Consider the following 25,595-nt stretch of genomic DNA (forward strand, 5'->3'; position numbering starts at 1 on the left):
GTCACTGTCCTTCCCGGTCGGATACGACCGAAGCGTATCGATTCCCACCCGTCGCGCCGCCCACGGCGGCCTGACCGCTTGTGCCGCTTTCGCCGTCCACGGCGGCGTGACCACCGGTGGACCCGAAGCCCCCCTCGGCCCGCGCCGAGTCGGGAAGTTCCGCCACCTCCTGGAAGCGGACCCTCTCGACCTGCTGGACAACCAGTTGGGCAATCCGGTCGAAGCGCTCGAACCGCACGGGCTCGCGCGGATCGAGATTCACCACGATCACCTTGATCTCCCCACGGTACCCGGCATCAACCGTCCCCGGGGCATTCACAAGGCCTACACCACACCGGGCGGCAAGGCCCGACCGCGGATGCACGAAGGCCGCGTACCCCTCCGGCAGGGAGATCGACACCCCGGTGGGCAGCACCGCCCGTTCACCCGGCCGCAGTTCACACCGTTCGGTGGTCCGCAGATCGGCCCCCGCGTCACCGGGATGCGCGTACGCCGGAAGCGGTACCTCGGGGTCGACGCGGCGGATCAGGACGTTCACCTGCTCACGGCCGACGGGGCCGGTGGGGCTCACGGCGCTCACGGGTTCACCTCGAAGGCGCGGGCGCGCCGGACCTGGTCCGGGTCGCTCATCGCGGCCTGGATCTCTTCCTCGCGGCCGTGGTTGACGAAGTGCTCGACGTGGACCTCGATGAAGAGCGCCTCGGCCCGGACGGCCACGGCTCCTTCGGGTCCGCCGATACGGCCGGTGGCGGTCGAGTAGATCTTGCGTCCGGCCACGGCGGTCACCTCGGCCTCCAGGTACAGCGTGGTGCCCACGGGCACCGGCCGCACGAAGTCGGTCTCCAGCCGGCCGGTCACAGCGATCTTCCGCAGCAGCCAGTTCAGCGATCCGAGCGTCTCGTCGAGGGCGCTCGTCAGCACTCCGCCATGGGCGAGGCCGGGCGCCCCCTGGTGGGCGGACTGCACGGTGAACTCCGCGGTGATGGTGACACCCTCACCGGCCCGCGCCTGCAGGTGGAGTCCGTGCGACTGCCCGCCGCCGCACCCAAAACACTGTTCGTAGTGGGCACCGAGGAGCTCACCGGGTGCGGGAGCATCGGGGTGCCGCACCGGTTTCACGGCGTCGGACGGAGGATCGACAGCTGGGGAAGTACCACTCACAGCCGCAGACCTTACCCGCGCGTCGGCCACATCCGGGCACCGTGCCAAGCTTGGCCCATGCAGCTCTCCGCGGCCCTGTACGAAGAACGCCTCACCGCCCCCCGCTCCTGGTGGTTCATCTCGTTCCTGGTGGGCGTCGCGTTCGCCCTCGTCCTGCTTCCGTTCGGCACCCTGCCGATGCTCGGCGGCCTGGTCGGCGGCACCGCGGTCGCGGCCGTCGCGGCCAGTTCCTACGGCTCGGTGCGCATCCGGGTGGTGGGCGATTCCCTGCTGGCCGGCGAGGCGAAGATCCCGGTGGCAGCCCTCGGCGAGGCGGAGGTCCTGGACGCGGAGGAGGCCCGGGCCTGGCGCACGTACAAGGCCGACACCCGCGCTTTCCTGCTGCTGCGCGCCTACGTCCCCACCGCCCTGCGCGTGGAGGTCACCGACCCCGAGGACCCGACGCCGTACCTGTACCTGTCGACGCGGGAGCCGGAACGTCTCGCCAAGGCCCTCGAAGCCGCGCGGACCGCCGCCGCGTAGCACGGACGCGGGAGGCCGGGAGCAGGAAGCCGAGCGCAGCAAGCCGAGCGCCGTCAGCTCCTAGGGCTCCTGCGCCAGCCGAGCTGCCTGGGGACCTCCCCCATCGTGAGGGGGTCCGCCGGGGTCTCCAGCGGCGGCAGAGCGGGCAGCGCGTCCCATGGCACCTGCATCTTGCGCAGGTCCGTCCGGATCCGTGCGGCGACCTTCTTGGTGTCACGCCGGTTCATGACGGCGCCGACGGCGGCTCCCACCATGAACGGCATCAGGTTGGGCAGGTCGCGCACCATCCGCTTCATGATCTGCTGGCGGAGTTCGCGCTTCATCCGGCCCCCGAGGGCCGCGTCGACCGACGACGGCTTCATCGCGTCGATACCGCGCTCCCCCGACCACGAGCGCAGGTAGGCGGTGCTGCGGTCCTTCAGATTTCCGGGCGGCCGCACGCCGTACACCTCGTGGAGTTCGGCGATGAGTTTCAGCTCGATCGCCGCGACCCCGGTGATCTCGGCGGCCAGTTCGGCCGGCATCGCGGGTGGCACGGGCAGCATCGCCGCCGCCCCGATCCCCGCTCCGACCGTCGCCGTGGCACTCGCGGCGCCCGCCACGAGCTTGTCCGCGATCTCCTCGGGTCCCAGCCCGGGGAACTGCCCGCGGAGCGTCTGCAGGTCGCGTACGGGCACGCGCGGGGCGATCTCGATGATCCGGTCGGCGAGGTACGCCAGACCCGCCTTGGCGCGGTCACCGCCCTTGCGGACGCCTTCCCTGGCCATCTCCCCGGCCCTGCTCCGGATCTCCGCGGCCCGCCGCCGGGCGACGGGCGCGGGGCCATGCACCGGCGCCGGGAGGTCGACCCGGTCTCCCGCCGGTTCGAGCGAGGCCTGTCCCCCGGGAACTGCTTCCCCGTGGGACGAGCCTCGCTCGTCGTCACGCACACCGTGAGGACCGTGGTCCGGTCCTTTGTCCGCTCCCTTCCAGGGGAAGCGGCGCTTCCGAGGAGGGGTCGAGCCAGTCACGGCCGACCCGCCCTCAGTCGCAGTCGCGGCAGATCGGCTGCCCGTTCTTCTCCCGGGCCAGCTGGCTGCGGTGGTGCACCAGGAAGCAGCTCATGCACGTGAACTCGTCCTGCTGCTTGGGCAGTACTCGGACGGCCAGCTCCTCGTTCGAGAGGTCGGCGCCCGGCAGTTCGAGGCCCTCTGCGGCTTCGAACTCGTCGACGTCGACCGCGGAAGCCGACTTGTCGTTGCGTCGCGCCTTCAGCTCTTCAAGGCTGTCCGAGTCGACGTCGTCATCGGTCTTGCGTGGGGTGTCGTAGTCGGTTGCCATGTCGCTCTCCCCCTCTGGGTGTCTGCGGTGTCTCCCGCACGTAACGCGTGAGAGGCCGGACTTGTGCCCGACCCGAGGCGGAGATTTTGCCTCACATCAAGGTCTGTTACTCAATCGACACCCAACCCGACTCCCCAAGAGTGATCGGCATGGATGGCGATCGGGACCGTACACGGTCCGAATGCCGCTCTTCAAAGGCGTCTCACCGTGTACTTCCCGTGATCAAGACCCCCGAAAACCCGGATTTTCCCGGCTTTTCGGCGACAGTCATGATCACGGAGAGTGGATGGCCAGTAAATCGCCCTTGTGATCGATCACACACGAAGACCCGTGGTCGGGGTCCCGAGGATTCCGCGCAAAGCGAACAACCCCGCGTGTGTCGCGACATGATCTCAGACGGGCAGGGTGACTCGCATCACCAGCCCTCCCCCATCGCGCGGAGTGGCCACGATGTGCCCCCCGTGCGCCCGTGCCACGGACCGGACGATGGAGAGGCCGAGGCCCACTCCCTTGTCACTGCCCGTGCGCTCCGTACGCAGCCGCCGGAACGGCTCGAAGAGGTTGTCGATCTCGTACGCCGGCACGACCGGCCCGGTGTTGGAGACCAACAGGACCGCCTGGCCGTGCTCGACCTCGGTGAAGACCTCGACCCAGCCGCCCTCCGGCACGTTGTACCGCACGGCGTTCTGCACCAGGTTCAGGGCGATCCGCTCCAGCAGCACGCCGTTGCCCTGGACGACCGCGGGCTCCCGCTTGCCGCGGATCTCCACGCCCTTGGCCTCCGCCTCGCCGTGCACCTGGTCGATGGCCTGCGAGGCCACCTCCGCCAGGTCCACCGGCTTGCGCTCGACGATCTGGTTGTCGCTGCGGGCGAGCAGCAGCAGCCCTTCCACGAGCTGCTCGCTGCGCTCGTTGGTCGCCAGCAGCGTCTTGCCGAGCTGCTGCAGCTCCACGGGCGCCTGCGGGTCCGAAAGATGCACTTCCAGCAGCGTGCGGTTGATCGCCAGCGGAGTTCTCAGCTCGTGCGAGGCGTTCCCGACGAAACGCTGCTGGGCCGTGAAGGCCCGCTGGAGCCGCTCCAGCATGTCGTCGAAGGTGTCGGCCAGCTCCTTCAGCTCGTCGTCGGGCCCGTCCAGCTCGATACGGCGGGACAGGTCCGAGCCGGCCACCGCTCGTGCGGTACGGGTGATCCGGCCGAGCGGGGACAGCACTCGCCCCGCCATGGCGTAGCCGAAGGCGAAGGCGATGACCGCCAGGCCCAGCAGGGCCAGCAGGGAGCGGCTGAGCAGGTCGTCCAGGGCGTGCCGGCGCTGCTCGTTGACGCAATCGTTCATGGCGCTGTTGAGCTCGGAGGCGGTCGGTCGCGCCGGGAAGTTGCAGACGTCGCTCGCCACCTGGCCCGAGATGATCTTGAAAGGCAGCTCACTGCCGACGTTGAGCGCGTTGGCGGCCAGCAGGTAGATGATCGACAGCAGCAGGATGCCGGCGATCAGGAACATGCCGCCGTAGAGCAGCGTGAGGCGTATCCGGATGGTCGGGCGCAGCCAGGGGAACGGGGGCTGCGGCCTCCGGGGGTCCCACGTGGGCTTCGGGGGCGCCTGAGGAGGCGCGGGGGACGCGGCCACGGGGGATCAGATCCGGTAGCCGGAGCCGGGGACGGTGACGATGACCGCGGGCTCGCCCAGTTTTCGGCGGAGCGTCATCACGGTGACGCGCACGACGTTGGTGAACGGGTCGGTGTTCTCGTCCCAGGCCTTCTCCAGCAGCTGCTCAGCGGAGACGACCGCGCCCTCACTGCGCATGAGCACCTCCAGGACGGCGAACTCCTTGGGCGCGAGCTGGACCTCCTTGCCGTCGCGGAAGACCTCGCGGCGGTTCGGATCCAGCTTGATCCCGGCGCGCTCCAGGACCGGTGGCAGCGGCACGCTCGTGCGACGGCCCAGGGCACGCACGCGTGCCGTCAGCTCGCTGAACGCGAAGGGCTTGGGGAGGTAGTCGTCGGCGCCGATCTCCAGGCCCTCGACACGGTCGCTGACGTCGCCGGACGCCGTGAGCATCAGCACGCGCGTGGGCATGCCCAGCTCGACGATCTTGCGGCACACGTCGTCGCCGTGCACGAGCGGGAGGTCACGGTCGAGGACGACCACGTCGTAGTCGTTGACGCCGATGCGCTCCAAGGCGGCCGCACCGTCGTACACGACGTCGACGGCCATGGCCTCCCGGCGCAGTCCGGTGGCCACCGCATCGGCGAGCAGCTGCTCGTCCTCGACGACGAGTACGCGCACGTCGCTTGTCCTTCCTGTGTCCACCCGCGTAGCGCTCAGTGGACGCACGCGGGCAGGAGTGTTGACGGGTGTGTGGCTCCATCCTGCCCTTTTCGGCCATAAGTCGGCTGTAAGACGGTGGGCGGAGTCTGAAGGGCAGGTATGAGGCGGGGGAATGCCAGATTTTCTCGTTCCGTTGAGGTTTCCGCGGAAGGGAGCGGGGGGAGGACGGCTTTACACCCCGCGATCACGCTCTGCATGTGCCGTACCACCATGCGGCACTCCGCGGCCGCTTGCAGCAGAGTGGGCGTGGGTGCCCGGCACCGTCGCCGCCCAGCCCGGGCAGCGCTGGGCACCTACTGGAGACGTGATCGCCCCTTCCGAACCGGCACACCCCCGTGCCATCGACCCACGACGACCCAGGACGAGGGGGCGCAGCATGGACGCATTCACCGCAGGACTTCTGCAGCGCATAAGGGCGACCGAGTCCGACCTGACGCGGGCTCGCGACGAGGGCGACGACTTCCTCGTCGAGGTGGAACAGGCCGAGCTCGACGACCTGCGCCGCCTCGCCGCCGACCACGGTGTGGAAGTCGGCGCGTTCAGCGTCTGATCGGCGCAGCACAAGCAGGGCCCCCGGTGAATCCAGCACCGGGGGCCCTGCTTGTGCCGTCTCGGCACGGATCGTGCCAGTCAGTCGTGCCCGGTCAGTCGTGCCAGGCCCCGAAATCCTCCAGGAGGCGCTGTAGGGGCTCGAAGACGCCGGGGGTGCCTGCGACTGCCAGGTCGCGTGAGGGGCCCTCTCCGGGCCGTCCACCGGTCAGGGCGCCCGCCTCACGGGCGATGAGGTCGCCGGCGGCGAGGTCCCAGGGGTGCAGACCGCGTTCGTAGTAGCCGTCGAGGCGGCCTGCGGCCAGGTCGCACAGGTCGACCGCGGCGGAGCCGCCGCGGCGGATGTCGCGCAGGAGGGGGATCAGGCGGTGGGCGACCTCGGCCTGGTGGGCGCGGACCTCGGTGACGTAGTTGAAGCCGGTGGAGACCAGGGCCTGGTCCAGGGGCGGGGCCGGGCGACAGGTCAGCCTGCGCTCGCCCTCCCAGGCGCCGGTGGCCCAGGCCCCACCGCCGCGCACGGCGTGGTAGGTCTCGCCGCGCATCGGGATGACGACCACGCCGGCGACGGTCTCGCCGTTTTCCTCGGCGGCGATGGAGACGGACCAGGTGGGCAGCCCGTAGAGGTAGTTCACGGTGCCGTCGAGGGGGTCGATCACCCAGCGGATGCCGGTGGTGCCCTCGGTGGCGGCGCCCTCCTCGCCGAGGAAGCCGTCGTCGGGGCGGTGGTCGGAGATGAGGCCGGTGATCAGCCGCTCCGCGGCGATGTCCATCTCGGTGACGACGTCGATGGGGCTCGACTTGGTCGCGGCGACCGCGAGGTCGGCCGGGCGGCCGTCACGCAGCAGTTCGCCGGCCCGGCGGGCGGCCTCGTGGGCGAGCTTGAGCAGGTCCGGGTGCAGGGAGTCGGTCACGGGGGCTCCTCACGCGTAGGGGCTGTCGGCGCCCGCGGCGGCGGGGCGGGGGGCGCGGGCCGGGCAGCAGCCGACCGGGCAGAGGTCGTGACTCGGGGCCAGTGCTCCCAGGGCGCAGGGCGTGACCCGGCTACCGCTCTCGGCCGCGGCGCGTTCGAGAACGAGATCGCGGATCGCCGCGGCGAACCGCGGGTCCGCGCCGACCGTGGCGGAGCGACGCACCGGCAGACCCAGCTCCTCCGCCTTGGCCTTGGCCTCCGTGTCGAGGTCGTACAGAACCTCCATGTGGTCGGAGACGAAGCCGATGGGAGCCATCACGACGGCGGGGACCCCGGCGGCGTGACGCTCCTCCAGGTGGTCGCAGATGTCGGGCTCCAGCCAGGGAATTTGGGGGGCGCCGGAGCGGGACTGGTACACGAGCTGCCAGGGATGGTCGACGCCGGTGCGCTCGCGGACGGCCTCGGCGATGAGCGCGGCCACGTCCAGGTGCTGCTTGACGTAGGCGCCGCCGTCGCCGTGGTCCTCGACCGGGCCGGAGGTGTCCGCGGACGAGGTCGGGATGGAGTGCGTGGTGAAGGCGATGTGGGCCCCGGCCCGGACGTCGTCGGGGAGGTCCGCCAGGGATGCGATGACCCCGTCGATCATGGGGTCGAGGAAGCCGGGGTGGTTGAAGTAGTGGCGCAGCTTGTCGACCTTCGGCAGCTCCGTCAGCCCCTCGGCCTCCAGCGCGGCCAGCGCGTCGGCGAGGTTCTCGCGGTACTGGCGGCAGCCGGAGTACGAGGCGTAGGCGCTGGTGGCGAGGACGAGGACGCGGCGGCGGCCGTCGGCGGCCATCTCGCGCAGGGTGTCGGTCAGGTACGGGGCCCAGTTGCGGTTGCCCCAGTAGATCGGCAGATCCAGGCCGTGGTCGGCGAAGTCCTTGCGCAGGGCGTCCAGCAGAGCACGGTTCTGGTCGTTGATGGGGCTGATCCCGCCGAAGAGGAAGTAGTGCTGACCGACTTCCTTGAGGCGTTCCTTGGGGATGCCGCGCCCTCGCGTCACGTTCTCCAGGAAGGGGACCACGTCGTCCGGGCCTTCCGGGCCGCCGAAGGAGAGCAGCAGCAGGGCGTCGTAAGGGGGGGCATCGAGCGCGTCTGGCATGAGTCGATCCTGCCACCCGGCACCGACAGCCGGGAAACGGTGGGGTGACCACTGGGGTGCGGGACCCGTCCGGTGGGTTAGGGTGACCTAACCCTCGTAAGCTGTATGGACTGCATACGGACCTTACGAGCCCCCTTCGTTCACGCCGTACCGCACCGTCGCCCACGCGTGACCGGACCCACCGGAGAGCCACGTGCCCAGCCCCTATGTCGCCCTGTTCGCCGCCCCCGGCTCCAAGGGTTTCTCCGCTGCGGGGTTCATCGGCCGGATGCCGCTGTCGATGATGGGCATCGGCGTGGTCACGATGATCTCCCAGCTGACCGGGCGCTACGGACTCGCGGGCGCGCTGTCGGCGACCGTCGCGCTGGCGGCCGCGGTGCTCGGGCCGCAGATCTCACGGCTGGTGGACCTGTACGGGCAGCGCCGGGTGCTGCGTCCGGCGACGCTCGTCGCGCTCACCTCGGCGGCCGCGCTGCTGCTGGCCGCGCACTACCGCTGGCCGGACTGGGTGCTGTTCGTCTGTTCCGCGGGCGTCGGCTCCGTGCCGAGCCTCGGGGCGATGATCCGCGCACGGTGGGCGGCGCTGTACCGGGGCACCCCGCAGCTGCACACCGCGTACTCCTTCGAGTCCGTGGTGGACGAGGTGTGCTTCATCTTCGGGCCGATCATCTCCATCGGCCTGTCGACGGCATGGTTCCCGGAGGCGGGGCCTCTGCTGGCGGCCTGCTTCCTGGCCGTGGGGGTCTTCTGGCTGACCGCGCAGCGCGCCACCGAGCCCGTGCCGCACCCGCGCGGGCAGCGCGGCGGCGGCACGGCGCTGCGGTCGGCCGGTCTCCAGGTGCTGGTGGCCACCTTCGTGGCGACCGGGGCGATCTTCGGAGCCGTGGACGTGGTCACCGTCGCCTTCGCCGACGAGCGGGGCCACAAGGGCGCCGCGAGCGTCGTCCTCGCGCTCTACGCGGCGGGATCCTGCGTCGCGGGCATCGTGTTCGGGCTGATGCGCTTCGCGGGGGCGCCCGAACGTCGCTGGCTGCTGGGCGTCTTCATGATGGCCGTGAGTATGATCCCCCTCCTACTGGTCGGAAACTTGCCGTTTCTGGCCGTGGCGCTCTTCGTTGCGGGACTGTCCATCGCACCCACGATGATCACGACCATGTCCCTCATCGAGGAGCACGTACCACGCGCACAACTGACCGAGGGCATGACCTGGGTGAGCACGGGGCTCGCGGTCGGGGTCGCGCTCGGGTCCTCCGTGGCCGGCTGGGTGATCGACGCGGCCGGTGCGCGGGCCGGGTACGGGGTTCCGGCGGTGGCCGGGGCCGTCGCGGTCGCGGTCGGTTTTCTGGGGTATCGCCGGCTCAGCAGGCCGGCTCCGCGTCGGGGAGGCACCGTTGAGCAGCACAGCGAGCGGCAGGAACGGCACGTGGCGTAACTGGGGAGGCAACGTCGCCGCCCGCCCCGCGCGGGAGGTCGAGCCCGCCTCGGTCGAGGAACTTGCCGCGGCCGTACGCCGGGCCGCCGAGGACGGTCTCAAGGTCAAGGCGGTCGGAAGCGGGCACTCGTTCACGTCGATCGCCACCACCGACGGTTTGTTGATTCGCCCTCAACTGTTGACCGGTATACGCAACATTGACCGGGAGGCCATGACCGTCACGGTCGAGGCCGGCACCCCGCTCAAGCGACTCAACATGGCGCTCGCGCGGGAGGGCCTGTCGCTCACCAACATGGGCGACATCATGGAGCAGACGGTCTCGGGGGCGACCAGCACCGGCACCCACGGCACGGGCCGCGAGTCCGGTTCGATCGCAGCGCAGATCAGGGGGCTGGAGCTGGTCACGGCCGACGGGTCGGTACTCACCTGCTCCGAGAAGGAGAATCCGGAGGTCTTCGCGGCCGCCCGCATCGGCCTCGGCGCCCTCGGCGTCATCACCGCGATCACGTTCGCCGTGGAGCCGATCTTCCTGCTCACGGCACGCGAGGAGCCGATGCCGTTCGACAGGGTCCTCGCCGACTTCGACGAACTCTGGGCGGAGAACGAGCACTTCGAGTTCTACTGGTTCCCGCACACCGGCAACACCAACACCAAGCGCAACAACCGCAGCGCGGGCCCGGAGAAGCCGGTCCCGCAGCTGCAGAGCTGGTTCGAGGACGAGTTCCTCTCCAACGGCGCCTTCCAGGTGGCCCAGTGGGTCGGCCGGGCGGCCCCCGCCACGATCCCGGCCATCGCGCAGATCTCCAGCAAGGCACTGTCCGCGCGCACCTACACCGACATCCCGTACAAGGTCTTCACCTCGCCGCGCCGGGTGCGCTTCGTGGAAATGGAGTACGCCGTTCCGCGCGAGGCGCTGACCGGTGTGCTGCGGGAGTTGAAGGCCATGGTCGAACGCTCCCCCCTGCGGATCAGCTTCCCGGTGGAGGTGCGCACCGCTCCCGCCGACGACATCACCCTGTCCACCGCCTCGGGGCGCGACAGCGCGTACATCGCCGTCCACATGGTCAAGGGCACGCCGTATCAGGGGTACTTCACGGCCGCGGAGCGCATCTTCACCGCGCACGAGGGCCGGCCGCACTGGGGCAAGGTGCACACGCGGGACGCGGAGTACTTCTCCGGGGTGTATCCACGCTTCGGCGAGTTCACGGCCCTGCGGGACCGGCTCGATCCGGACCGGCTGTTCCAGAACGATTACCTGCGCAGGGTTCTGGGGGCGTAGAAAGAGTTCCGGGGACGCAGAGAGCGAGAGGGCTCGCGGGGAAGGCCGCAGTGGGCGCGGGGAGACTGAGGGGGCGCGAGGAAGTGCGCGAGGGCGCAACAATGGTGCTGTTTCCGCCAATTGCGTGAAGTACGCCACTTCCAAGATCCCAAAAATCACGTGACAGGCGGCCAGGTCCCGTGTCTTGCGCGAAGTTGCGCGGCGCGCCAATCCACGCACGTGGCCCAAATGGAGTACTGTCGAGCACTGGGCCCGGACTCCCACCAGGGTGTCCCGGGCCTTGCTGGATCGCCGGGAGGGGGCTAGTTGCACAGGGTGACGGAGTTGGTCACTTAGCGTTGCGAATAGGTAACCGTGCCATAACGGCGAACCAGGGCCCGCGCCCGACACGCCGGGCAACTCGGCAAGGTTGTGGCAGGCTGCACCCGGGCAGGCCACACTCGACTAGCGGAAGCAGCGACGCACGTGACGTCGGCAGGCACCACCCGGGAGGTCCCCATGCCCGAACTGCGTGTCGTGGCCGTCTCGAATGACGGCACACGGCTGGTGCTGAAGGCTGCGGACAGCACGGAGTACACGCTTCCTATCGACGAGCGTCTGCGTGCCGCTGTTCGCGGTGACCGTCCCCGCCTCGGCCAGATCGAGATCGAGGTGGAGAGCCATCTCCGCCCCCGTGACATCCAGGCGCGTATACGTGCGGGTGCGACGGCGGAAGAGGTCGCCCAGATGGCCGGCATCCCCGTCGATCGCGTACGCCGCTTCGAGGGCCCCGTGCTGGCCGAGCGGGCGTTCATGGCGGAGCGGGCCCGCAAGACACCCGTCCGCCGCCCCGGCGAGAACGCCGCCGGACCTCAACTCGGCGAGGCCGTACAGGAACGACTGCTGCTGCGCGGCGCCGACAAGGACACCGTGCAGTGGGACTCCTGGCGCCGCGACGACGGCACCTGGGAAGTCCTCCTGGTCTACCTGGTCGCGGGCGAACCGCACTCGGCGAGCTGGACGTACGACCCTCCGCGGCGGCTCGTCCAGGCCGTGGACGACGAGGCGCGCTCGCTGATCGGCGAGTCCGACGACCTCGCCGCGCCCGAGCCCAGCTTCCCGTTCGTGCCACGCATCGCCCGGCTGCCGCGCGACCGTACGCTCGAGCGCGCCCCCGACCGGCCGAGCCTGCCGGCGCAGGCCTCCGAGCCGGTCGAGGAGAACACCGGCGAACGGGACTCGCTGACCAGCCTGTTGGAGGCCGTGCCCAGCTTCAGAGGCGACCTGGTCGTCCCGGAGCGGACGACGGAGTCCACGGAGGAACCGCCGGACGAACCGGCCGCCGCCGAGGAGGAGCCCCCGGCTCCCGCCGCATCGGCCGGTTCCGCGTACGCGGACGTCCTCATGCCCCGCTCGGTCGGCAGCCACCGCGACCGACTGGTCGGCTCCACCGACCGCCAGGCCGAGGCGGACGGGGTCCGCCCGGGACGCCGGGCGGCGGTCCCGAGCTGGGACGAGATCGTGTTCGGCACCCGGCGCAAGAAGCAGGAGTAGCCGACCGTACGAGGCGGGGGCCCGCGTCGAGGAGACGCGGGCCCTGTCCGCATGCGTACCGGGGCGGGGCTACTGCGGGTCGGGCCCCACGGCGACCGGCCGGGAGGGGTCCGAGGACCACTCCGACCAGGATCCGACGTAGAGCGCCGCCGGAACCCCGGCCACCGCCAGGGCCAGCACCTCGTGCGCCCCGGAGACGCCCGAACCGCAGTAGACGCCCACGGCGGTCCCGTCGGAGGCTCCCAACGCCTTGAAGCGGTCCCTGAGCTCCTCGGCGGGCAGGAACCGGCCGTCCGGCCCCACGTTCTCGGTGGTAGGCGCCGAAACCGCTCCGGGGATGTGCCCGCCGACCCGGTCGATCGGCTCCACCTCGCCGCGGTAGCGCTCCCCCGCGCGCGCGTCGAGGAGCACTCCGGAGCGGGCCAGCGCCGCGGCCTCGTCGGCGTCGAGGAGGTCGGCGGGTGTGGGCACCGGCTCGAAGTCGCCCTCCGCGGGCGTGGGCGACTCCACCGACAACTGCCCCTGCCAGGAAGGCAACCCGCCGTCGAGAACTCGCACGTCCGGGTGACCCGTCCAGCGCAGCATCCACCACGCGCGGGCCGCCGCCCAGCCCTGCCCGCCGTCGTACACGACGACCGGTGTTCCCGCGGACACACCGGCCCGGCGCATGGCAGCGCCGAACTCCGCGACGTCGGGCAGCGGGTGCCGGCCCCGCTCGCCGGGTGCGGCGGCCAACTCCTGGTCGAGGTCGACGTAGACCGCGCCGGGGATGTGCCCGGCCGTGTACTCGGCCCGGCCGTCGAAGGGCGGCTCCCCGGCCGCCTTGGCCAGGCTGAGCTGCCAGCGGACATCGAGCACGACCGGGGGGTTCTCCCCCGCCACGGCGCCCGCGAGTTCGGATGCGGAGATGATGGCGTTCATGGCCCCATCCTCGCGCACGGAGTAGCCGCATCGTCCAGGTCCGGCTACTCTGCTCCGCCGGACAGGCCCGATCACGGGGCGTACCGCAATGGGCACGCGCGGTACAGCCGATCAATGCCGGTCGACCGGCGTGCGGAAGCCAACCGGGAACCTCACCCGGGGCAACCCACGGTCACGGACCGGCATACCAGCGGCGCGCCCGAGCACCCGGCGCCACGGGTGGTGTCAGCATCGGCACCGGTCGGGACAGCGGAAGCGAAAACGCGGCCACCGCGAGGGGCCGAGAAGAGAGAGACGATGACCGAGGCACCGGGGCCCGCCGGCCGGAACGGCGAAGCGCACGCTCGGTATGTGCCCGGCACGCCCTGCTGGGTGAGCCTGATGGTGCACGGGCTGGCCGCGACCCAGGAGTTCTACGGTGAGCTGTTCGGTTGGGAGTTCGAGCCCGGCCCGCATCAACTCGGCCCCCACGTACGGGCCCTGCTCGACGGCCGCGAGGTGGCCGGGATCGGGCAACTGCCCCCCGACCGTCATCTGCCCATCGCCTGGACGCCCTACCTCGCCTCCGACGACGTGGACCTGACGGCCGAAACGGTACGGCTGTGCGGCGGAACCATCGGGGTGGGGCCGCTGGACGCCGCCGAGGCCGGGCGCCTCGCGATCGGCTCCGATCCGTCCGGCGCCGTCTTCGGCATCTGGGAAGCGGCGGCACACCACGGCACCCGCATCACCGGTGTGCCCGGGACGCCCGCGTGGAACGAACTGCTGACCTACGAGACCGTGAGCGTCACCAAGTTCTACAAGACGGTGTTCGGCTACGAGGAGGAGCCGGTGGTCTCCGCCGACTTCGACTACGTCACCCTGCGCGTCGCCGGTCACCCGGTCGCCGGCGTCCACGGTGTGGGTCACGCCCTGCCCCGGGACCGGGGTCCGCACTGGCTGACGTACTTCGAGGTGGCCGACACGGACGAGGCGCTGGACCGTCTCGTCGACCTCGGTGGGCATGTCCTGAAGGGGGCTCAGGACAGCTTCCACGGACGCGTGGCCACCGTGGCCGACCCGGAGGGTGCCCGCTTCTCCCTGATCCAGGATCCGAGCTGACGAAGGGCCTGGGTGACCGGCCTGGTAGTGCTTCGTCACCTCGGGTGATCTCGCCTGGTGGCGGGCATCTGACTGGGCATGGGGCTGGGGGAAGTGGAACGGCTGCGGGGTGAGTTATCGCAGTCCATCGCCGATGTGGGCTTTGGGCAAGCGGGCGAACTGCCAGGTCGCAGTCAGCGTGCACGCGGCTACCGACACCGCATCGTGCCCGCTGGAGTGGGAGACGTTCCTGCCCGAGGAGCGGACCAGTGACCATGACAGGCGACGGCGGGCGGATCGAGCACGACTACCGGGAACTCAAGCACGGTCTGGGCCTGGACCACTTCGAGGGCCGCACCTGGAACCGCGGACGGCACCACCACGTCACCCGCGTCACCGCCGCCCAGGCCTTCCTCACCCTCCGGCGGCTCGACCAAAGCCCAGATGCCGGCCTGAGCCTCCACCAGGTCCTCGATGTCCTTCAGACCGAGGAGACCGGCAGTACGTCCGGCGACAGCACCGCCGCGCGGGACGTGGCGGCCGTCATACGGCGCCTGTGGTGCCGTCGGCAGAGCACCTCGTAGCCGATGGCGTCCGCCTGGTTGACGTCGCCGACGACGACCTGGGCGCCCTCGACGACCATGACGCCGCCTATCGTGCGGGCGTTGTGGGTGGCGCGGGCGCCGCACCAGCACAGGGCCTCGACCTGGAGCACCTCGACCCGGTCGGCGAGCTCCACGAGCCGCTGGGAGCCCGGGAACAGCTTGGAGCGGAAGTCGGTCGTGATGCCGAACGCGTACACGTCGACGCTCAGATCGTCGACCACGCGCGCGAGCTGGTCGATCTGTTCCGGCGCCAGGAACTGCGCCTCGTCCGCGATCACGTAGTCGGCGCGGCCGCCGTGGGAGAGGTGGTCGACGAGGTAGGCGTACAGGTCCTGTCCGTCCTCGACCTCGACCGCATCGGTGACCAGGCCGAGGCGGGAGGACAGCTTGCCCTCTCCGGCGCGGTCGTCGCGGGTGAGGATCACGCCCTGCAGACCGCGTGCGGAGCGGTTGTGCTCGATCTGCAGAGCCAGCGTCGACTTCCCGCAGTCCATGGTTCCGGAGAAGAACACCAGCTCGGGCATGGTGAGTTGAGCACCTTTCGGCAAAGGGGACATGAGGAGCGGGCGGTACGTCAGGAGCGTACTTCGAGCAGGGGGACCAGTTGCTCGGCAGGGGTCATCGAACCGTGGTTGCCGACCATCGACGACTCCTTCGGCTCCCGCTCGGACGCGATGAGCAGGACGTCGTCGTGCGCGGCGGCCACCACGTCGCCGATGCGGGCGTACACACGGTCGTCGAAACGGTCGGGCGGGCCGAACCAGCCCGCCGCGATCGCCTCGTCCCGTGAGGCCACCCAGAACTGCTCGCCCAGCACCTCGCGCCAGCAGGTCACGACGTCGTTCTCGGCGCCCGGGACCGCGTACACGTGGCGGGCCCGGCCCTCGCCGCCCAGCAGGGCGACTCCGGCGCGCAGCTCCCAGTCCTCGTCGAAGTCGATCCGGTGCTGTTCGTCGAAGGGCACGTCGACCATGCCGTGGTCGGCGGTGACGTAGAGCGCGGTGCGCGGCGGCAGCTGCTCGGCCAGGCGCTGGACGAGCCGGTCGACGTACATGAGCTGGCCGTGCCAGGTGTCCGACGCCATGCCGTAGCGGTGTCCGGCACCGTCCAGTTCGGCGTAGTACGTGTAGACGAGGGAACGGTCACCGGCGGCCAGTTGCTCGGCCGCGAGGTCCATGCGCTCCTCGCCGGTCAGCCGCCCCAGGAACGTTCCGCCACTGAGCGCGACCTTGGTGAGCGGGGTGTTCGCGAAGGTGGGGGACGACACCTGGGCGGCGTGGACACCCGCCTGGGCGGCCAGCTGGAAGACCGTGGGGTGAGGCTGCCAGGCACGGGGGTCCGTCCACGGCTGCCAGCGCAGCTGGTTCATCAGCTCGCCGGTGGCCGGGTTGCGGACGGTGTATCCGGGCAGGCCGTGCGCGCCGGGCGGGAGGCCGGTGCCGACCGAGGCGAGGGAGGTCGCGGTGGTCGCCGGGTAGCCGGCGGTGAGCGGGCGGCCGGTGCCTCCGCGGGAGCTCGCCAGGAGCGATGCCATGAAGGGGGCCTCGTCCGGGTGCGCCTTCAGTTGCTCCCAGCCCAGGCCGTCGATCAGGAACACACAGTTCCGGTCGGCCGGGGTGAGCTCCTGGATCGCGGCCTGCATCGCCGGCACACCCATGCCCGCGGCCAGTGTGGGGAGCAGGTCGGCGAGGGAGCCGCTGCCGTACTCGGGAAGCGGCGCGGAGGCGGGCGCGAGCGGTTCCGGGTGGTCCCAGGGGGCGGACTGGACCATCAGCGGGTGACGTCCGCGGTCGCCTCGGAGAGCGACTGTGCGAAGACGAGGGCCTGGCGCACCGTCTCGGGGCCGTCCCCGGCCTCGCTGACGCGCAGGCTGAGGTCGTCCGCGGTCGAGTTGCCGGTGTATCCGTGGTCGGCGTCGCAGTTCGGGTCACCGCAGGCGGCCGGTTCGAGGTCGATGCGGGAGACGGCGCCCCAGCCGATGGTCAGCACGACCTCGCGGGGCAGCGTGCCCGGCTTGTAGGACTCCGGGTTGGCCACGACCCGGCTGACGACGACCGAGGAGATCCGGCCGATCTTCACCGACTCCGTGGAGGTGGTGGCGTACGGCGTCGGGGAGGTGCTGTCGGCGGCCTGCTCGTCGGTGTGGCTGACGATGAAACGGTTGCCGGTGAGGACCAGCACGGTCACGTGCCGTCGCACCTCGTTCTGGTCGAACGTCGTCTCCTGGTGGACCAGGTACGACCGGATGGGCTCGCCGCCCACGGCGGCCTCCACCGCCTCGGCAACGAGGGCCGGGTAGTAGCCGCTGCGTTCGATCGCCGCTCGCAGCCCCTGGGTCGTCGTACTGGTCTTGGCCATGTCCTCCATCCTACGGGGGTGCACTGACTGCGAGGGACCGCTCGGGGCCGCTCAGTACACGGGGAGTGTCCGCGGGCCGAGGTCGTCCCGGGCGGGGGGCGGGGCCAGGCGTACGGAGGCGCCGAGCACGCTCAGACCGCGCGGCGCGACGACCACCGGTTCCAGGGTGACGGCGACGACCTCCGGGTGGTCGTCGACCAGCCGCGACACCCGCAGCAGCAGCTCTTCCAGCGCGGGCGTGTCGACGGGTGTCGAGCCGCGCCAGCCGAACAGGAGCGGCGCGGTCCGGATGGAGCGGACGAGGGAGGTCGCGTCCCGGTCGGTGACGGGGACGAGCCGGTGCGCCATGTCTCCGAGCAGCTGGGAGGCGGCGCCGGCGAGCCCGAAGGAGAGCACCGCGCCGGCGGCCGGGTCGATGACCGCGCGGACGACGGTGTCGACCCCGCGCGGAGCCATCCCCTGCACGACCGGCCGCAGCTCCTCCGGCTTTCCGAACAGCCCGGTCAACTCGGTGTACGCCCTGCGCAGTTGTTCCTCGTCGGCGAGGTCCAGCCGTACGCCGCCCAGGTCGGCGCGGTGTCGCAGGTGCGGGGCGGTGGCCTTGAGGGCAACGGGGTAGCCGAGGGTGCCCGCGGCCGCGACGGCGTCGCCGGGGGTGGGCGCGGCCACGGCGCGGTGCACGTGGACGCCGTACATCCGCAGCAGTTCGTACGTCGCCTCCGTGCCGAGCGTGAGCCCCTGACCTCGCGCGAGCAACCCGCCGATCAGCTCGGCGGCCCCCCTCTCGTCGATGTCGTCGTACTCGGGCACCTTCCCGGGCCGGGCTGCTTCGCGCCGCCACTGCGCGTACTTCACGCCTTCCGCGAGGGCCCGGACGGCGCGTTCGGCGGCGGGGTAGGCGGGGATGAGGTGGGCGTCGGCCGGGATGGCCGGCGGTTCCGTGGCGGCGGTGGTCAGTCGGTCCAGCGGGCGGAACGGGTGGGAACGGCCGACAACGCCGGGTCCTTGGGAACCGGCCTGTGGTGCCGTACTCGTCGCAGCCGACAGAGCCTCCGCGAGTCCCCCCAGCTCGACGTGCACGACAAGCACCGGCTTCGCGGGCTCGGCCGCCGCAGCCGAGCGCAGCGCCTCCGCCAGCTCCGCCTCGCCCGGCGACGCCTCCCCGATCGCCGGAATCGCCGTGACGATCACGGCGTCGCACGTGGCGTCCCCCAATGCCCGCGCCAGCGCCGCGCGGAAGTCCTCCGCGGAGGCGCCGGTCGTCAGGTCCAGCGGCGGCAACGGCCGCAGGCCCTCGGCGAGACACGCGTCGTAGGTCAGCTGCCCCAGTGACTCGGAGTTCCCGAGGATCGCCACGCGCGGGCCCGTGGGCAGCGGCTGGCGTGCGAGCAGCAGCCCGGTGTCCACCAGCTCGGTGATCGTGTCCACGCGGATCACCCCGGCCTGCCTGAGCAGGGCGGACACCGTGGTGTGCGGCAACCGCGTCGCCCGTACGGTGTGCCCCTGGGGAGCGGAACCGGAGCCCTGCACCACGACCAGGGGCTTGGCCGCCGCCGTGCGCCGGGCGAGGCGGGTGAACTTGCGCGGGTTGCCGATGGATTCCAGGTACATGAGGACGACGTCGGTGTCCGGGTCGTCGTACCAGTACTGAAGGACGTCGTTGCCGGACACGTCCGCGCGGTTGCCGGACGAGACGAAGGTGGACACGCCGGTGACGCCGGTGACGCCTCCTCCGCGGCGGTGGAGCCGGGAGAGCAGGGCGATGCCGATGGCGCCGGACTGGGCGAACAGTCCGATGCGCCCCGGGCGCGGCATCTCGGGGGCGAGGGACGCGTTCAGCCGTACGTCCCGGGAGGTGTTGATGATCCCGAAGGCGTTCGGCCCGATGATCCGCATGCCGTACGCGCGCGCGTGCCGTACGAGTTGGCGCTGGCGCTCGCGTCCGTCGGGACCGCTCTCGGCGTATCCGGCGGAGACCACGACGAGCCCCTGGACGCCGTGCTCGCCGCACTCGGCGACGACCTCGGGCACGTGCTCGGCGGGGACGGCGACGACCGCGAGGTCGACGGGGCCCTCGATGTCCCGCACCGAGCGGTGGGCGGGCACTCCGTCGATTTCCTTCAGCTCGTCGGGGAAGGCCTTGTTCACGGCGTGCAGTCGGCCGGTGAAGCCGGCGCCACGGATGTTGTCGAGGACGCTGCGGCCGACGCCGCCGGGGCTGCGTCCGACACCGACGACGGCGACGGACCCGGGCATGAGCAGCCGTTGCACGGAGCGCGCCTCGGCGCGGTGCTCGCGCGCGTACTGCACGGCGAGGGAGCGTTCGGTGGGTTCGAGGTCGAACTCCAGGCGTACGACGCCGTCCTCGAAGCTGCGCTTCTGGGTGTACCCGGCGTCCGTGAAGACCTTGATCATCTTGGTGTTGGCGGGCAGCACCTCGGCCGCGAAGCGGCGGATGCCGCGCTCGCGCGCGACGGCCCCGATGTGTTCGAGCAGGGCGGAGGCGACACCGCGTCCCTGGTGGGCGTCCTGGACCAGGAAGGCGACCTCGGCCTCGTCGGGAATATCGGGGGCGGGCGCGAAGCGCCCTCCGGCAAGGGTGGCGGTGGGAGACGGGTGGGCGGAGGCGGGCATGCCGTCGGCCCCGATGCGGTCATAGCGTACGGTGGCGATGAACTCGCCGCCGACCGTGGCCGCGAGTCCCACCCGGTCCACAAAGTCGTGGTGCGTGAAGCGGTGGACGTCCTTGGCGGACAGGCGCGGGTAGGGCGCGAAGAAGCGGTAGTACTTCGACTCGTCCGAGACCTGCTCGTAGAAGCTGACCAGGCGCTCGGCGTCATCAACGGTGATGGGGCGGATGCGCGCGGTGCCGCCGTCGCGCAGCACCACGTCGGCTTCCCAGTGGGCGGGGTACTCGTGCCGGTCCGACGCGCTCTGCATGGGGCCCAGAGTACGGCTCGCGTCCGACAACGGCGCGAGGCAGTCTGTGGAGGACGGAAGTCGGATCGAGGCCGAGGTCCGACGACCACATGGGGAACGGGACGCAGGACCGTTCCCGCCACGCTTCACGTGTGGAACACTGGTCTAGACAACCTGAGCACCGAAGGGCAGCATCACATGGCTGAGCGCCGCGTCAACGTCGGCTGGGCCGAGGGCCTCCACGCCCGCCCCGCATCCATCTTCGTCCGGGCCGCCACGGCCGCAGGTATCCCGGTGACGATCGCCAAGGCCGACGGCAACCCCGTCAACGCGGCCTCCATGCTGGCCGTCCTCGGCCTGGGCGCCCAGGGCGGCGAGGAGGTCGTCCTCGCCTCCGACGCCGACGGCGCGGACGCCGCCCTCGACCGGCTGGCGAAGCTGGTCTCCGAGGGCCTGGAGGACCTGCCCGAGACGGTCTGAGCACCGCTCGCAGCACGCACGGAGCCGTGTCGCCCTTCCGGGCGGCGCGGCTTCGCTGTTTCTCACGCAATTTCGGGGACAAAATGGCGAGCGGGCATACGTGAGGCGCGCCACCAGAAATTCACGGCGCGCGAGAAAAGGGCAGCGGAAATACACCTCCGTCAAATATCCCCTCTTTGTATACGGCCCCCGTGTTAATGCCGCAGGCCCGACATGTTTACGGGATGTTGCGAAGTCCTCACACGCTCCGGGCGTTCCCCGGCGGAAAAGCGCAGCCGGTGCGCGGCGGTCGCCCGCTCGGTGTGCAGCGCCGTGATCGCCCGCGCGCGCTCGCTGTCGCCGCGCGCCACCGCGTCGACGATCGCGCCGTGGTCCGCCCAGGACTCGACCGGGTCGGCGGGGGCGTCGACGGCGTACATCCAGGCGATCTTGTGGCGCAGCTGGGTGAGCGTGGAGGTCATCGCATGGCTGCCGGAGGCCTGGGCGAGCGTCTCGTGGAACCAGCTCCCCAGCGAGCGCAGATCGTCGCTGCTGCCTCTCCTGGCCCGCTCCTGGCCGAGCCGGACGAGCCCGCGCAGCACCTTCAGATGGGCTTCCGTGCGCCGCTGGGCGGCCCGGGAGGCGCCCAGCGGCTCCAGGAGCATGCGCATCTCCAGCAGGTCGCCGGCCTCCTGCTCGGTGGGTTCGGCGACGCACGCGCCCGCGTGCCGTCGGGTCACCACGAAGCCCTCGGCCTCCAGTGTGCGCAGAGCTTCGCGCACGGGGACGCGGGAGACGCCGTAGCGGCGCGCGAGGAGTTCCTCGGTGAGCCGGCTGCCGCGCTCGTAGACACCCGCGACGATGTCGTCCCGGATGGCCGTGCACACCGAATGCGCCGGAATACGCATGACCGACCTCCGCCTTAATCCCCGTGAAACGTCGACGATGGACGTGTGGTCAGTGACTCTATTGCAACGAGCCGGAATTTCCGATGGCGGGCCGGAATCCATGGATATTTTTTGGACAGCGGGGTCCCAGAAACGCCGAAAGCCCCGGCTCGGAGAGCCGGGGCCGCGGGATGTCCTGCGTCTGATCGTCGATCTGTTCTGATCTGTTCGTCAGACGTTGACGCCGTGCTGACGGAGGTAGGCGACGGGGTCGATGTCCGAGCCGTACTCCGGGGAGGTACGGGCCTCGAAGTGCAGGTGCGGGCCGGTCGTGTTGCCGGTCGCACCGGAGAGGGCGATCTGCTGGCCCGGCGTGACCTGTTGGCCCACCGAGACTCCGATGGACGACAGGTGGCCGTACTGCGTGTACGTGCCGTCGCTCATCTTGAGCACGACCTGGTTGCCGTAGGCGCCGCCCCAGCCGGTCTGGACGACGGTGCCGGAGCCGACCGCGTGCACGGGGGTGCCGCTCGCGGCGTGGAAGTCGACACCTGTGTGGCTGCCCGAGGACCACAGGGAGCCGCCGGTCTTGTAGCCGGTGGAGATGTAGGAGCCGGAGATCGGTGCCACGAAGGCGTTGAGGCGCTTGCGCTCGGCCGCGCGCACGGCACGGGCCTTGGCCTCGCGCGCCTGCTTGGCCTCCGCACGCGCCTTCTCGGCCTCCTCTGCGGCCTTCTTGCGCGCGGCCTCCTCGGCCGCCTTCAGCTGCGCGGCCTCCTTCTGGGCCGCGGCCTGCTCGTCGACGCGGACGGCGACCGAGTCGCCGACGGTGACGACGGGGGTCAGACCGGTCTGCTCGACGGCGGTGTCGGCGGCCAGCGCCGGCGCGTTCAGCGCGCCGATGATGCCGGTGGTGGTGAGCGCGGCGACACCCGCGGCGCGAGCGGTGGTGCGCTTGATGCGACTGGGACGACGGTGCTTCCCGGTGGCGCAGGTGAACGCCATGAAGTTGAGTGGTCCTTTCCTTCCTTCTCGCCTACCGGGTTAGCTGACGGGTTCGGAGCAGGAAGGTCTCCTACGGGCCCCCTCGCGACACGCGCGGGCGTCCGATTCACCCCAGGGACTACGAAGTTGGGTCCCCGGCTCCCCTGGCTCGCGCCGTACGGGGACTCGGCGATGACTGTCCGGTGCCGCGGTTTACGGCGCACTGCCTGACGAACAGCCCGGACGACGCTAAGCGGGACGACTTTCAATCCTCAAACCGATCGCGGCTTTTGTAGCGCATCCCACAGGCCAGACAGGCAACCTCTGCCCCAATTCGGACATCAAGGGGCCCTGGTGACGGTTCCGACACCAGGGCCCCTGTACGCGTGTGCCGTTACTCGGCGGACACCACCGTGACCGCGCCGATGCCGAGGGCCTCGACGGGCTCCTTGATCTGCGCGGCGTCACCGACGAGGACCGTCACCAGACGGTCCACCGGGAAGGCGCTCACGGCGGCCGCGGTGGCCTCCACGGTGCCGGTGGCGGCGAGCTGCTGGTAGAGCGTCGCCTGGTAGTCGTCCGGCAGGCCCTGCTCGACCTGGTCGGCCAGCGTGCTCGCGACGGCCGCCGCGGTCTCGTACTTCAGCGGCGCCACACCGACGAGGTTCTGCACGGCGACGTCGCGCTCGGCGTCGGTGAGGCCCTCCGCCGCGAGGGTGCGCAGCACCGTCCACAGGTCCTGCAGGGCGGGGCCGGTGTTCGGGGTGTCCACGGAACCGCTGATGGCGAGCATCGCGGCGCCCGAGCCGTCGGGGGTCGACCGCAGGACCTGCCCGAACGCCCGGACACCGTAGGTGTAGCCCTTCTCCTCGCGCAGGACCCGGTCCAGGCGGGAGGTGAGGGTGCCGCCCAGGCAGTAGGTGCCCAGCACCTGTGCGGGCCACACGCGCGCGTGCCGGTCGGGGCCGATGCGCCCGATGAGCAGCTGCGTCTGCACGGCGCCGGGGCGGTCCACGATGACGACGCGGCCGGTGTCGTCGGCCGTCACCGGCGGCACGGGCCGCGGCTGCGCCGACGAGCCCGCCCAGGCGCCCAGGGTGTCGCCGAGGAGCGCGTCCAGGTCGACATCGGTGAGGTCACCGACGACCACGGCGGTGGCCGTGGCGGGACGGACGTGCTTCTCGTAGAAGGCGCGCACGGCCGCGGAGTCGATGTTCTCGACCGTCTCCTCGGTGCCCTGGCGCGGCCGGGACATGCGCGCGGTGGCCGGGAACAGCTCCTTGGAGAGCTCCTTGGCGGCACGACGCGAGGGGTTTGCCAGCTCGTGCGGGATCTCGTCGAGACGGTTGCGGACGAGCCGCTCGACCTCGCTGTCCGCGAACGCGGGCGCACGGAGGGCGTCGGCGAGCAGTCCGAGGGCCTTCTCCAGGCGCGAGGCCGGGACTTCGAGGCTGAGGCGTACGCCGGGGTGGTCGGCGTGTGCGTCGAGGGTGGCACCGCAGCGCTCCAGCTCGGCGGCGAAGTCCTCGGCTGAGTGCTTGTCGGTGCCTTCCGAGAAGGCCCGGGCCATGATCGTGCCGACGCCGTCCAGGCCGGCCGGCTCGGCGTCCAGGGGCGCGTCCAGGAGGACCTCGACGGCGACGACCTGCTGGCCGGGGCGGTGGCAGCGCAGGACCGTCAGGCCATTGTCGAGGGTGCCGCGCTCGGGGGCCGGGAAGGCCCACGGCTTGGCATCGCCGGCCTGGGGCTGGGGGTGGAAGTCCATCGTGGCGAGCTCGGTCACCGGGCCGCCTCCTCGTTCTCGTCCTGGTCGGCGGGGGCTTCGGGGGCGGTCGGCTCGTAGACGAGCACCGCGCGGTTGTCGGGGCGCAGGCGGGCCTTGGCGACCTCCCGGACCTCCTCCGGTGTCACCTCCAGCACGCGCTGGACGGCGGTCAGGGCCAGCTGCGGGTCGCCGAACAGCACGGCGTAGCGGCACAGTTCGTCGGCGCGGCCCGCGACGGTGCCGAGGCGGTCCAGCCACTCGCGCTCCAACTGGGCCTGCGCGCGTTCCATTTCCTCGGCCGTGGGGCCTTCCTCGGCGAACCGGGCGAGCTCCTCGTCGATCGCGGTCTCGATGACCGGCACCTCGACGTCGCCGGAGGTCTTCACGTCCAGCCAGCCCAGGGAGGGCGCCCCGGCCAGCCGCAGCAGGCCGAAGCCTGCCGCGACCGCCGTGCGGTCGCGCCGCACGAGCCGGTTGTACAGGCGGGAGGACTCGCCGCCGCCCAGGACGGTGAGGGCCAGGTCGGCCGCGTCGCACGCGCGCGTGCCGTCGTGCGGCAGCCGGTAGGCGGCCATCAGGGCGCGCGCCGGGACCTCCTCCTCGACGACCTCGCGCAGCTGCTCTCCGATCACCTCGGGCAGCGCTCCGTCACGGGGCGCGGACTTGCCGTCGTGGCCGGGGATGGACCCGAAGTACTTCTCGATCCAGGCCAGGGTCTGCTCCGGGTCGATGTCACCGACCACGGACAGGACCGCGTTGTTGGGCGCGTAGTAGGTGCGGAAGAACGCGCGCGCGTCCTCCAGGGTCGCCGCGTCCAGGTCGGCCATCGAGCCGATGGGAGTGTGGTGGTAGGGGTGGCCCTCCGGGTAGGCGAGGGCGGTCAGCTTCTCGAACGCGGTGCCGTAGGGGACGTTGTCGTAGCGCTGGCGGCGCTCGTTCTTGACGACGTCCCGCTGGTTCTCCATGGACTCGTCGTCCAGGGCGGCGAGCAGGGAGCCCATGCGGTCGGCTTCCAGCCAGAGCGCGAGCTCCAGCTGGTGGGCGGGCATGGTCTCGAAGTAGTTGGTGCGCTCGAAGCTGGTGGTTCCGTTGAGCGAGCCGCCGGCGCCCTGCACCAGCTCGAAGTGGCCGTTGCCCTTCACCTGGCCGGAGCCCTGGAACATGAGGTGCTCGAAAAGGTGAGCCAGGCCGGTACGCCCCTTGACTTCGTGGCGCGAACCGACGTCGTACCAGAGGCACACCGCCGCGACGGGGGTCAGGTGGTCCTCTGAGAGCACCACGCGCAGGCCGTTGGCCAGGCGGTGCTCGGTCGCTGTCAGGCCGCCGGAGCCTGCCTGGGCTGTGGCCGTGTGACCCATGGGCATGTACATCCCTTCGATCGCGGGAGCGGTCGTGCTTGACCGCGGATTTCCTGCTGGTCCTGCCACTTTATGCAAGCGTGCG

The 25,595-nt window shown here is 71.1% G+C and carries 24 protein-coding genes, 2 pseudogenes and 1 riboswitch; of the genes and pseudogenes, 9 read left to right on the plus strand and 17 right to left on the minus strand.

All coding sequences use genetic code 11. The features are described from left to right. Position 1: 1 nt before the first annotated feature. Both dut and IG99_RS10300 read right to left on the minus strand, forming a co-directional pair. The gene (gene dut / locus IG99_RS10295; protein ID WP_037672318.1) at positions 2–571 is read right to left on the minus strand and encodes a dUTP diphosphatase; all 570 of its coding nucleotides are present in this window, start codon (positions 569–571) and stop codon (positions 2–4) included. Between the two features lie 5 nt (positions 572–576). Continuing rightward, the gene (locus IG99_RS10300) at positions 577–1,161 is read right to left on the minus strand and encodes a PaaI family thioesterase (protein ID WP_037672039.1); all 585 of its coding nucleotides are present in this window, start codon (positions 1,159–1,161) and stop codon (positions 577–579) included. Positions 1,162–1,218: 57 nt separating this feature from the next. On the opposite strand from IG99_RS10300, the gene IG99_RS10305 reads away from it, so the two are divergent. Next, on the plus strand, positions 1,219–1,683 hold the full coding sequence (locus tag IG99_RS10305; protein ID WP_037672041.1) for a DUF3093 domain-containing protein: 465 nt from the start codon (positions 1,219–1,221) through the stop codon (positions 1,681–1,683). A 53-nt stretch (positions 1,684–1,736) separates the two neighbouring features. On the opposite strand, the gene IG99_RS10310 is transcribed toward IG99_RS10305, so the two are convergent. The 4 genes from IG99_RS10310 to IG99_RS10325 form a co-directional block, all read right to left on the minus strand. Continuing rightward, complete coding sequence (locus tag IG99_RS10310) at positions 1,737–2,693, minus strand: hypothetical protein (RefSeq protein WP_078947617.1); 957 nt, start codon at positions 2,691–2,693, stop codon at positions 1,737–1,739. A 13-nt stretch (positions 2,694–2,706) separates the two neighbouring features. Further along, entirely contained in the window at positions 2,707–3,003 is a 297-nt protein-coding gene (locus IG99_RS10315; RefSeq protein ID WP_003993510.1) for a DUF4193 domain-containing protein, read from the minus strand. Between the two features lie 392 nt (positions 3,004–3,395). Beyond that, complete coding sequence (locus IG99_RS10320) at positions 3,396–4,628, minus strand: sensor histidine kinase (RefSeq protein ID WP_037672045.1); 1,233 nt, start codon at positions 4,626–4,628, stop codon at positions 3,396–3,398. 6 nt (positions 4,629–4,634) lie between these two features. Continuing rightward, entirely contained in the window at positions 4,635–5,288 is a 654-nt protein-coding gene (locus IG99_RS10325) for a response regulator transcription factor (RefSeq protein ID WP_030605557.1), read from the minus strand. A gap of 418 nt (positions 5,289–5,706) precedes the next feature. On the opposite strand from IG99_RS10325, the gene IG99_RS49545 reads away from it, so the two are divergent. Beyond that, the gene (locus IG99_RS49545; RefSeq protein ID WP_199815480.1) at positions 5,707–5,880 is read left to right on the plus strand and encodes a hypothetical protein; all 174 of its coding nucleotides are present in this window, start codon (positions 5,707–5,709) and stop codon (positions 5,878–5,880) included. A 94-nt stretch (positions 5,881–5,974) separates the two neighbouring features. On the opposite strand, the gene IG99_RS10330 is transcribed toward IG99_RS49545, so the two are convergent. Both IG99_RS10330 and IG99_RS10335 read right to left on the minus strand, forming a co-directional pair. Continuing rightward, positions 5,975–6,790, minus strand: coding sequence for an inositol monophosphatase family protein (locus IG99_RS10330; RefSeq protein WP_037672048.1), 816 nt, complete (start codon positions 6,788–6,790; stop codon positions 5,975–5,977). Between the two features lie 9 nt (positions 6,791–6,799). Next, positions 6,800–7,930 carry a ferrochelatase gene (locus tag IG99_RS10335; protein WP_037672050.1) on the minus strand — a complete coding sequence of 377 codons (1,131 nt, stop codon included), beginning with the start codon at positions 7,928–7,930 and terminating at the stop codon, positions 6,800–6,802. A gap of 193 nt (positions 7,931–8,123) precedes the next feature. Here IG99_RS10335 and IG99_RS10340 point away from each other — a divergent pair, with 193 nt between their 5' ends. The 3 genes from IG99_RS10340 (at position 8,124) to sepH (ending at position 12,174) form a co-directional block, all read left to right on the plus strand. Next, positions 8,124–9,362, plus strand: coding sequence for an MFS transporter (locus IG99_RS10340; protein ID WP_037672052.1), 1,239 nt, complete (start codon positions 8,124–8,126; stop codon positions 9,360–9,362). Continuing rightward, entirely contained in the window at positions 9,322–10,641 is a 1,320-nt protein-coding gene (locus IG99_RS10345) for a D-arabinono-1,4-lactone oxidase (protein ID WP_037672054.1), read from the plus strand. Before IG99_RS10340 ends, IG99_RS10345 begins: the two co-directional genes overlap by 41 nt. A 498-nt stretch (positions 10,642–11,139) precedes the next feature. Further along, complete coding sequence (gene sepH, locus IG99_RS10350) at positions 11,140–12,174, plus strand: septation protein SepH (RefSeq protein ID WP_037672055.1); 1,035 nt, start codon at positions 11,140–11,142, stop codon at positions 12,172–12,174. Positions 12,175–12,243: 69 nt separating this feature from the next. Here sepH and IG99_RS10355 read toward each other — a convergent pair whose 3' ends face one another. Continuing rightward, positions 12,244–13,095 carry a sulfurtransferase gene (locus IG99_RS10355; protein WP_037672056.1) on the minus strand — a complete coding sequence of 284 codons (852 nt, stop codon included), beginning with the start codon at positions 13,093–13,095 and terminating at the stop codon, positions 12,244–12,246. Between the two features lie 297 nt (positions 13,096–13,392). Here IG99_RS10355 and IG99_RS10360 point away from each other — a divergent pair, with 297 nt between their 5' ends. The 3 genes and pseudogenes from IG99_RS10360 to IG99_RS51960 all read left to right on the plus strand — a co-directional run. Further along, positions 13,393–14,196: a VOC family protein gene (locus IG99_RS10360; protein WP_037672057.1), complete on the plus strand. Its 804-nt coding sequence runs from the start codon at positions 13,393–13,395 to the stop codon at positions 14,194–14,196. Between the two features lie 133 nt (positions 14,197–14,329). Further along, positions 14,330–14,461 (plus strand): annotated as a pseudogene (locus IG99_RS51955) (transposase); the annotation flags it as partial. Between the two features lie 7 nt (positions 14,462–14,468). Continuing rightward, positions 14,469–14,627 (plus strand): annotated as a pseudogene (locus IG99_RS51960) (IS701 family transposase); the annotation flags it as partial. Between the two features lie 29 nt (positions 14,628–14,656). Here the strand turns inward: IG99_RS51960 and IG99_RS10370 are convergent. The 4 genes from IG99_RS10370 to IG99_RS10385 are packed head-to-tail and all read right to left on the minus strand — an operon-like array spanning position 14,657 to position 20,078. After that, positions 14,657–15,304 carry a thymidine kinase gene (locus IG99_RS10370; RefSeq protein ID WP_037672060.1) on the minus strand — a complete coding sequence of 216 codons (648 nt, stop codon included), beginning with the start codon at positions 15,302–15,304 and terminating at the stop codon, positions 14,657–14,659. Positions 15,305–15,354: 50 nt separating this feature from the next. Next, entirely contained in the window at positions 15,355–16,551 is a 1,197-nt protein-coding gene (locus IG99_RS10375; RefSeq protein ID WP_037672062.1) for an alkaline phosphatase family protein, read from the minus strand. Further along, positions 16,551–17,138: a DUF5998 family protein gene (locus IG99_RS10380; protein WP_037672320.1), complete on the minus strand. Its 588-nt coding sequence runs from the start codon at positions 17,136–17,138 to the stop codon at positions 16,551–16,553. The genes IG99_RS10375 and IG99_RS10380 overlap by 1 nt, the downstream gene beginning before the upstream one ends. A gap of 51 nt (positions 17,139–17,189) precedes the next feature. Then, the gene (locus tag IG99_RS10385; protein WP_037672064.1) at positions 17,190–20,078 is read right to left on the minus strand and encodes a bifunctional acetate--CoA ligase family protein/GNAT family N-acetyltransferase; all 2,889 of its coding nucleotides are present in this window, start codon (positions 20,076–20,078) and stop codon (positions 17,190–17,192) included. Positions 20,079–20,255: 177 nt separating this feature from the next. On the opposite strand from IG99_RS10385, the gene IG99_RS10390 reads away from it, so the two are divergent. Beyond that, the gene (locus IG99_RS10390) at positions 20,256–20,537 is read left to right on the plus strand and encodes an HPr family phosphocarrier protein (RefSeq protein WP_037672066.1); all 282 of its coding nucleotides are present in this window, start codon (positions 20,256–20,258) and stop codon (positions 20,535–20,537) included. 194 nt (positions 20,538–20,731) lie between these two features. On the opposite strand, the gene IG99_RS10395 is transcribed toward IG99_RS10390, so the two are convergent. The 4 genes from IG99_RS10395 to IG99_RS10410 all read right to left on the minus strand — a co-directional run bounded on the left by IG99_RS10395 (position 20,732) and on the right by IG99_RS10410 (position 25,516). After that, the gene (locus IG99_RS10395; protein ID WP_037672067.1) at positions 20,732–21,424 is read right to left on the minus strand and encodes a GntR family transcriptional regulator; all 693 of its coding nucleotides are present in this window, start codon (positions 21,422–21,424) and stop codon (positions 20,732–20,734) included. 210 nt (positions 21,425–21,634) lie between these two features. Then, positions 21,635–22,408, minus strand: a complete 774-nt coding sequence (locus IG99_RS10400) for a M23 family metallopeptidase (protein ID WP_037672069.1) — start codon at positions 22,406–22,408, stop codon at positions 21,635–21,637. 14 nt (positions 22,409–22,422) lie between these two features. Further along, a riboswitch (cyclic di-AMP (ydaO/yuaA leader) is annotated at positions 22,423–22,589 on the minus strand. A 192-nt stretch (positions 22,590–22,781) separates the two neighbouring features. Next, the gene (locus IG99_RS10405) at positions 22,782–24,170 is read right to left on the minus strand and encodes a M16 family metallopeptidase (RefSeq protein ID WP_037672070.1); all 1,389 of its coding nucleotides are present in this window, start codon (positions 24,168–24,170) and stop codon (positions 22,782–22,784) included. Beyond that, on the minus strand, positions 24,167–25,516 hold the full coding sequence (locus IG99_RS10410) for a M16 family metallopeptidase (RefSeq protein ID WP_037672322.1): 1,350 nt from the start codon (positions 25,514–25,516) through the stop codon (positions 24,167–24,169). Before IG99_RS10410 ends, IG99_RS10405 begins: the two co-directional genes overlap by 4 nt. Positions 25,517–25,595 lie beyond the last annotated feature (79 nt).

Origin of the sequence: Streptomyces griseus subsp. griseus, from assembly GCF_000720255.1 — a bacterium.
GTDB classification, from domain to species: domain Bacteria; phylum Actinomycetota; class Actinomycetes; order Streptomycetales; family Streptomycetaceae; genus Streptomyces; species Streptomyces griseus_I.

Excerpts from the sequence above, each read along its gene's own strand:
- IG99_RS10305 (WP_037672041.1), top strand. The coding sequence starts at position 1,219 with ATGCAGCTCTCCGCGGCCCTGTACGAAGAACGCCTCACCGCCCCCCGC.
- IG99_RS10315 (WP_003993510.1), bottom strand. The coding sequence starts at position 3,003 with ATGGCAACCGACTACGACACCCCACGCAAGACCGATGACGACGTCGAC.
- IG99_RS49545 (WP_199815480.1), top strand. The coding sequence starts at position 5,707 with ATGGACGCATTCACCGCAGGACTTCTGCAGCGCATAAGGGCGACCGAG.
- IG99_RS10335 (WP_037672050.1), bottom strand. The coding sequence starts at position 7,930 with ATGCCAGACGCGCTCGATGCCCCCCCTTACGACGCCCTGCTGCTGCTC.
- sepH (WP_037672055.1), top strand. The coding sequence starts at position 11,140 with ATGCCCGAACTGCGTGTCGTGGCCGTCTCGAATGACGGCACACGGCTG.
- IG99_RS10355 (WP_037672056.1), bottom strand. The coding sequence starts at position 13,095 with ATGAACGCCATCATCTCCGCATCCGAACTCGCGGGCGCCGTGGCGGGG.
- IG99_RS10360 (WP_037672057.1), top strand. The coding sequence starts at position 13,393 with ATGACCGAGGCACCGGGGCCCGCCGGCCGGAACGGCGAAGCGCACGCT.
- IG99_RS10370 (WP_037672060.1), bottom strand. The coding sequence starts at position 15,304 with ATGCCCGAGCTGGTGTTCTTCTCCGGAACCATGGACTGCGGGAAGTCG.
- IG99_RS10375 (WP_037672062.1), bottom strand. The coding sequence starts at position 16,551 with ATGGTCCAGTCCGCCCCCTGGGACCACCCGGAACCGCTCGCGCCCGCC.
- IG99_RS10380 (WP_037672320.1), bottom strand. The coding sequence starts at position 17,138 with ATGGCCAAGACCAGTACGACGACCCAGGGGCTGCGAGCGGCGATCGAA.
- IG99_RS10385 (WP_037672064.1), bottom strand. The coding sequence starts at position 20,078 with ATGCAGAGCGCGTCGGACCGGCACGAGTACCCCGCCCACTGGGAAGCC.
- IG99_RS10390 (WP_037672066.1), top strand. The coding sequence starts at position 20,256 with ATGGCTGAGCGCCGCGTCAACGTCGGCTGGGCCGAGGGCCTCCACGCC.
- IG99_RS10395 (WP_037672067.1), bottom strand. The coding sequence starts at position 21,424 with ATGCGTATTCCGGCGCATTCGGTGTGCACGGCCATCCGGGACGACATC.
- IG99_RS10400 (WP_037672069.1), bottom strand. The coding sequence starts at position 22,408 with ATGGCGTTCACCTGCGCCACCGGGAAGCACCGTCGTCCCAGTCGCATC.
- IG99_RS10410 (WP_037672322.1), bottom strand. The coding sequence starts at position 25,516 with ATGCCCATGGGTCACACGGCCACAGCCCAGGCAGGCTCCGGCGGCCTG.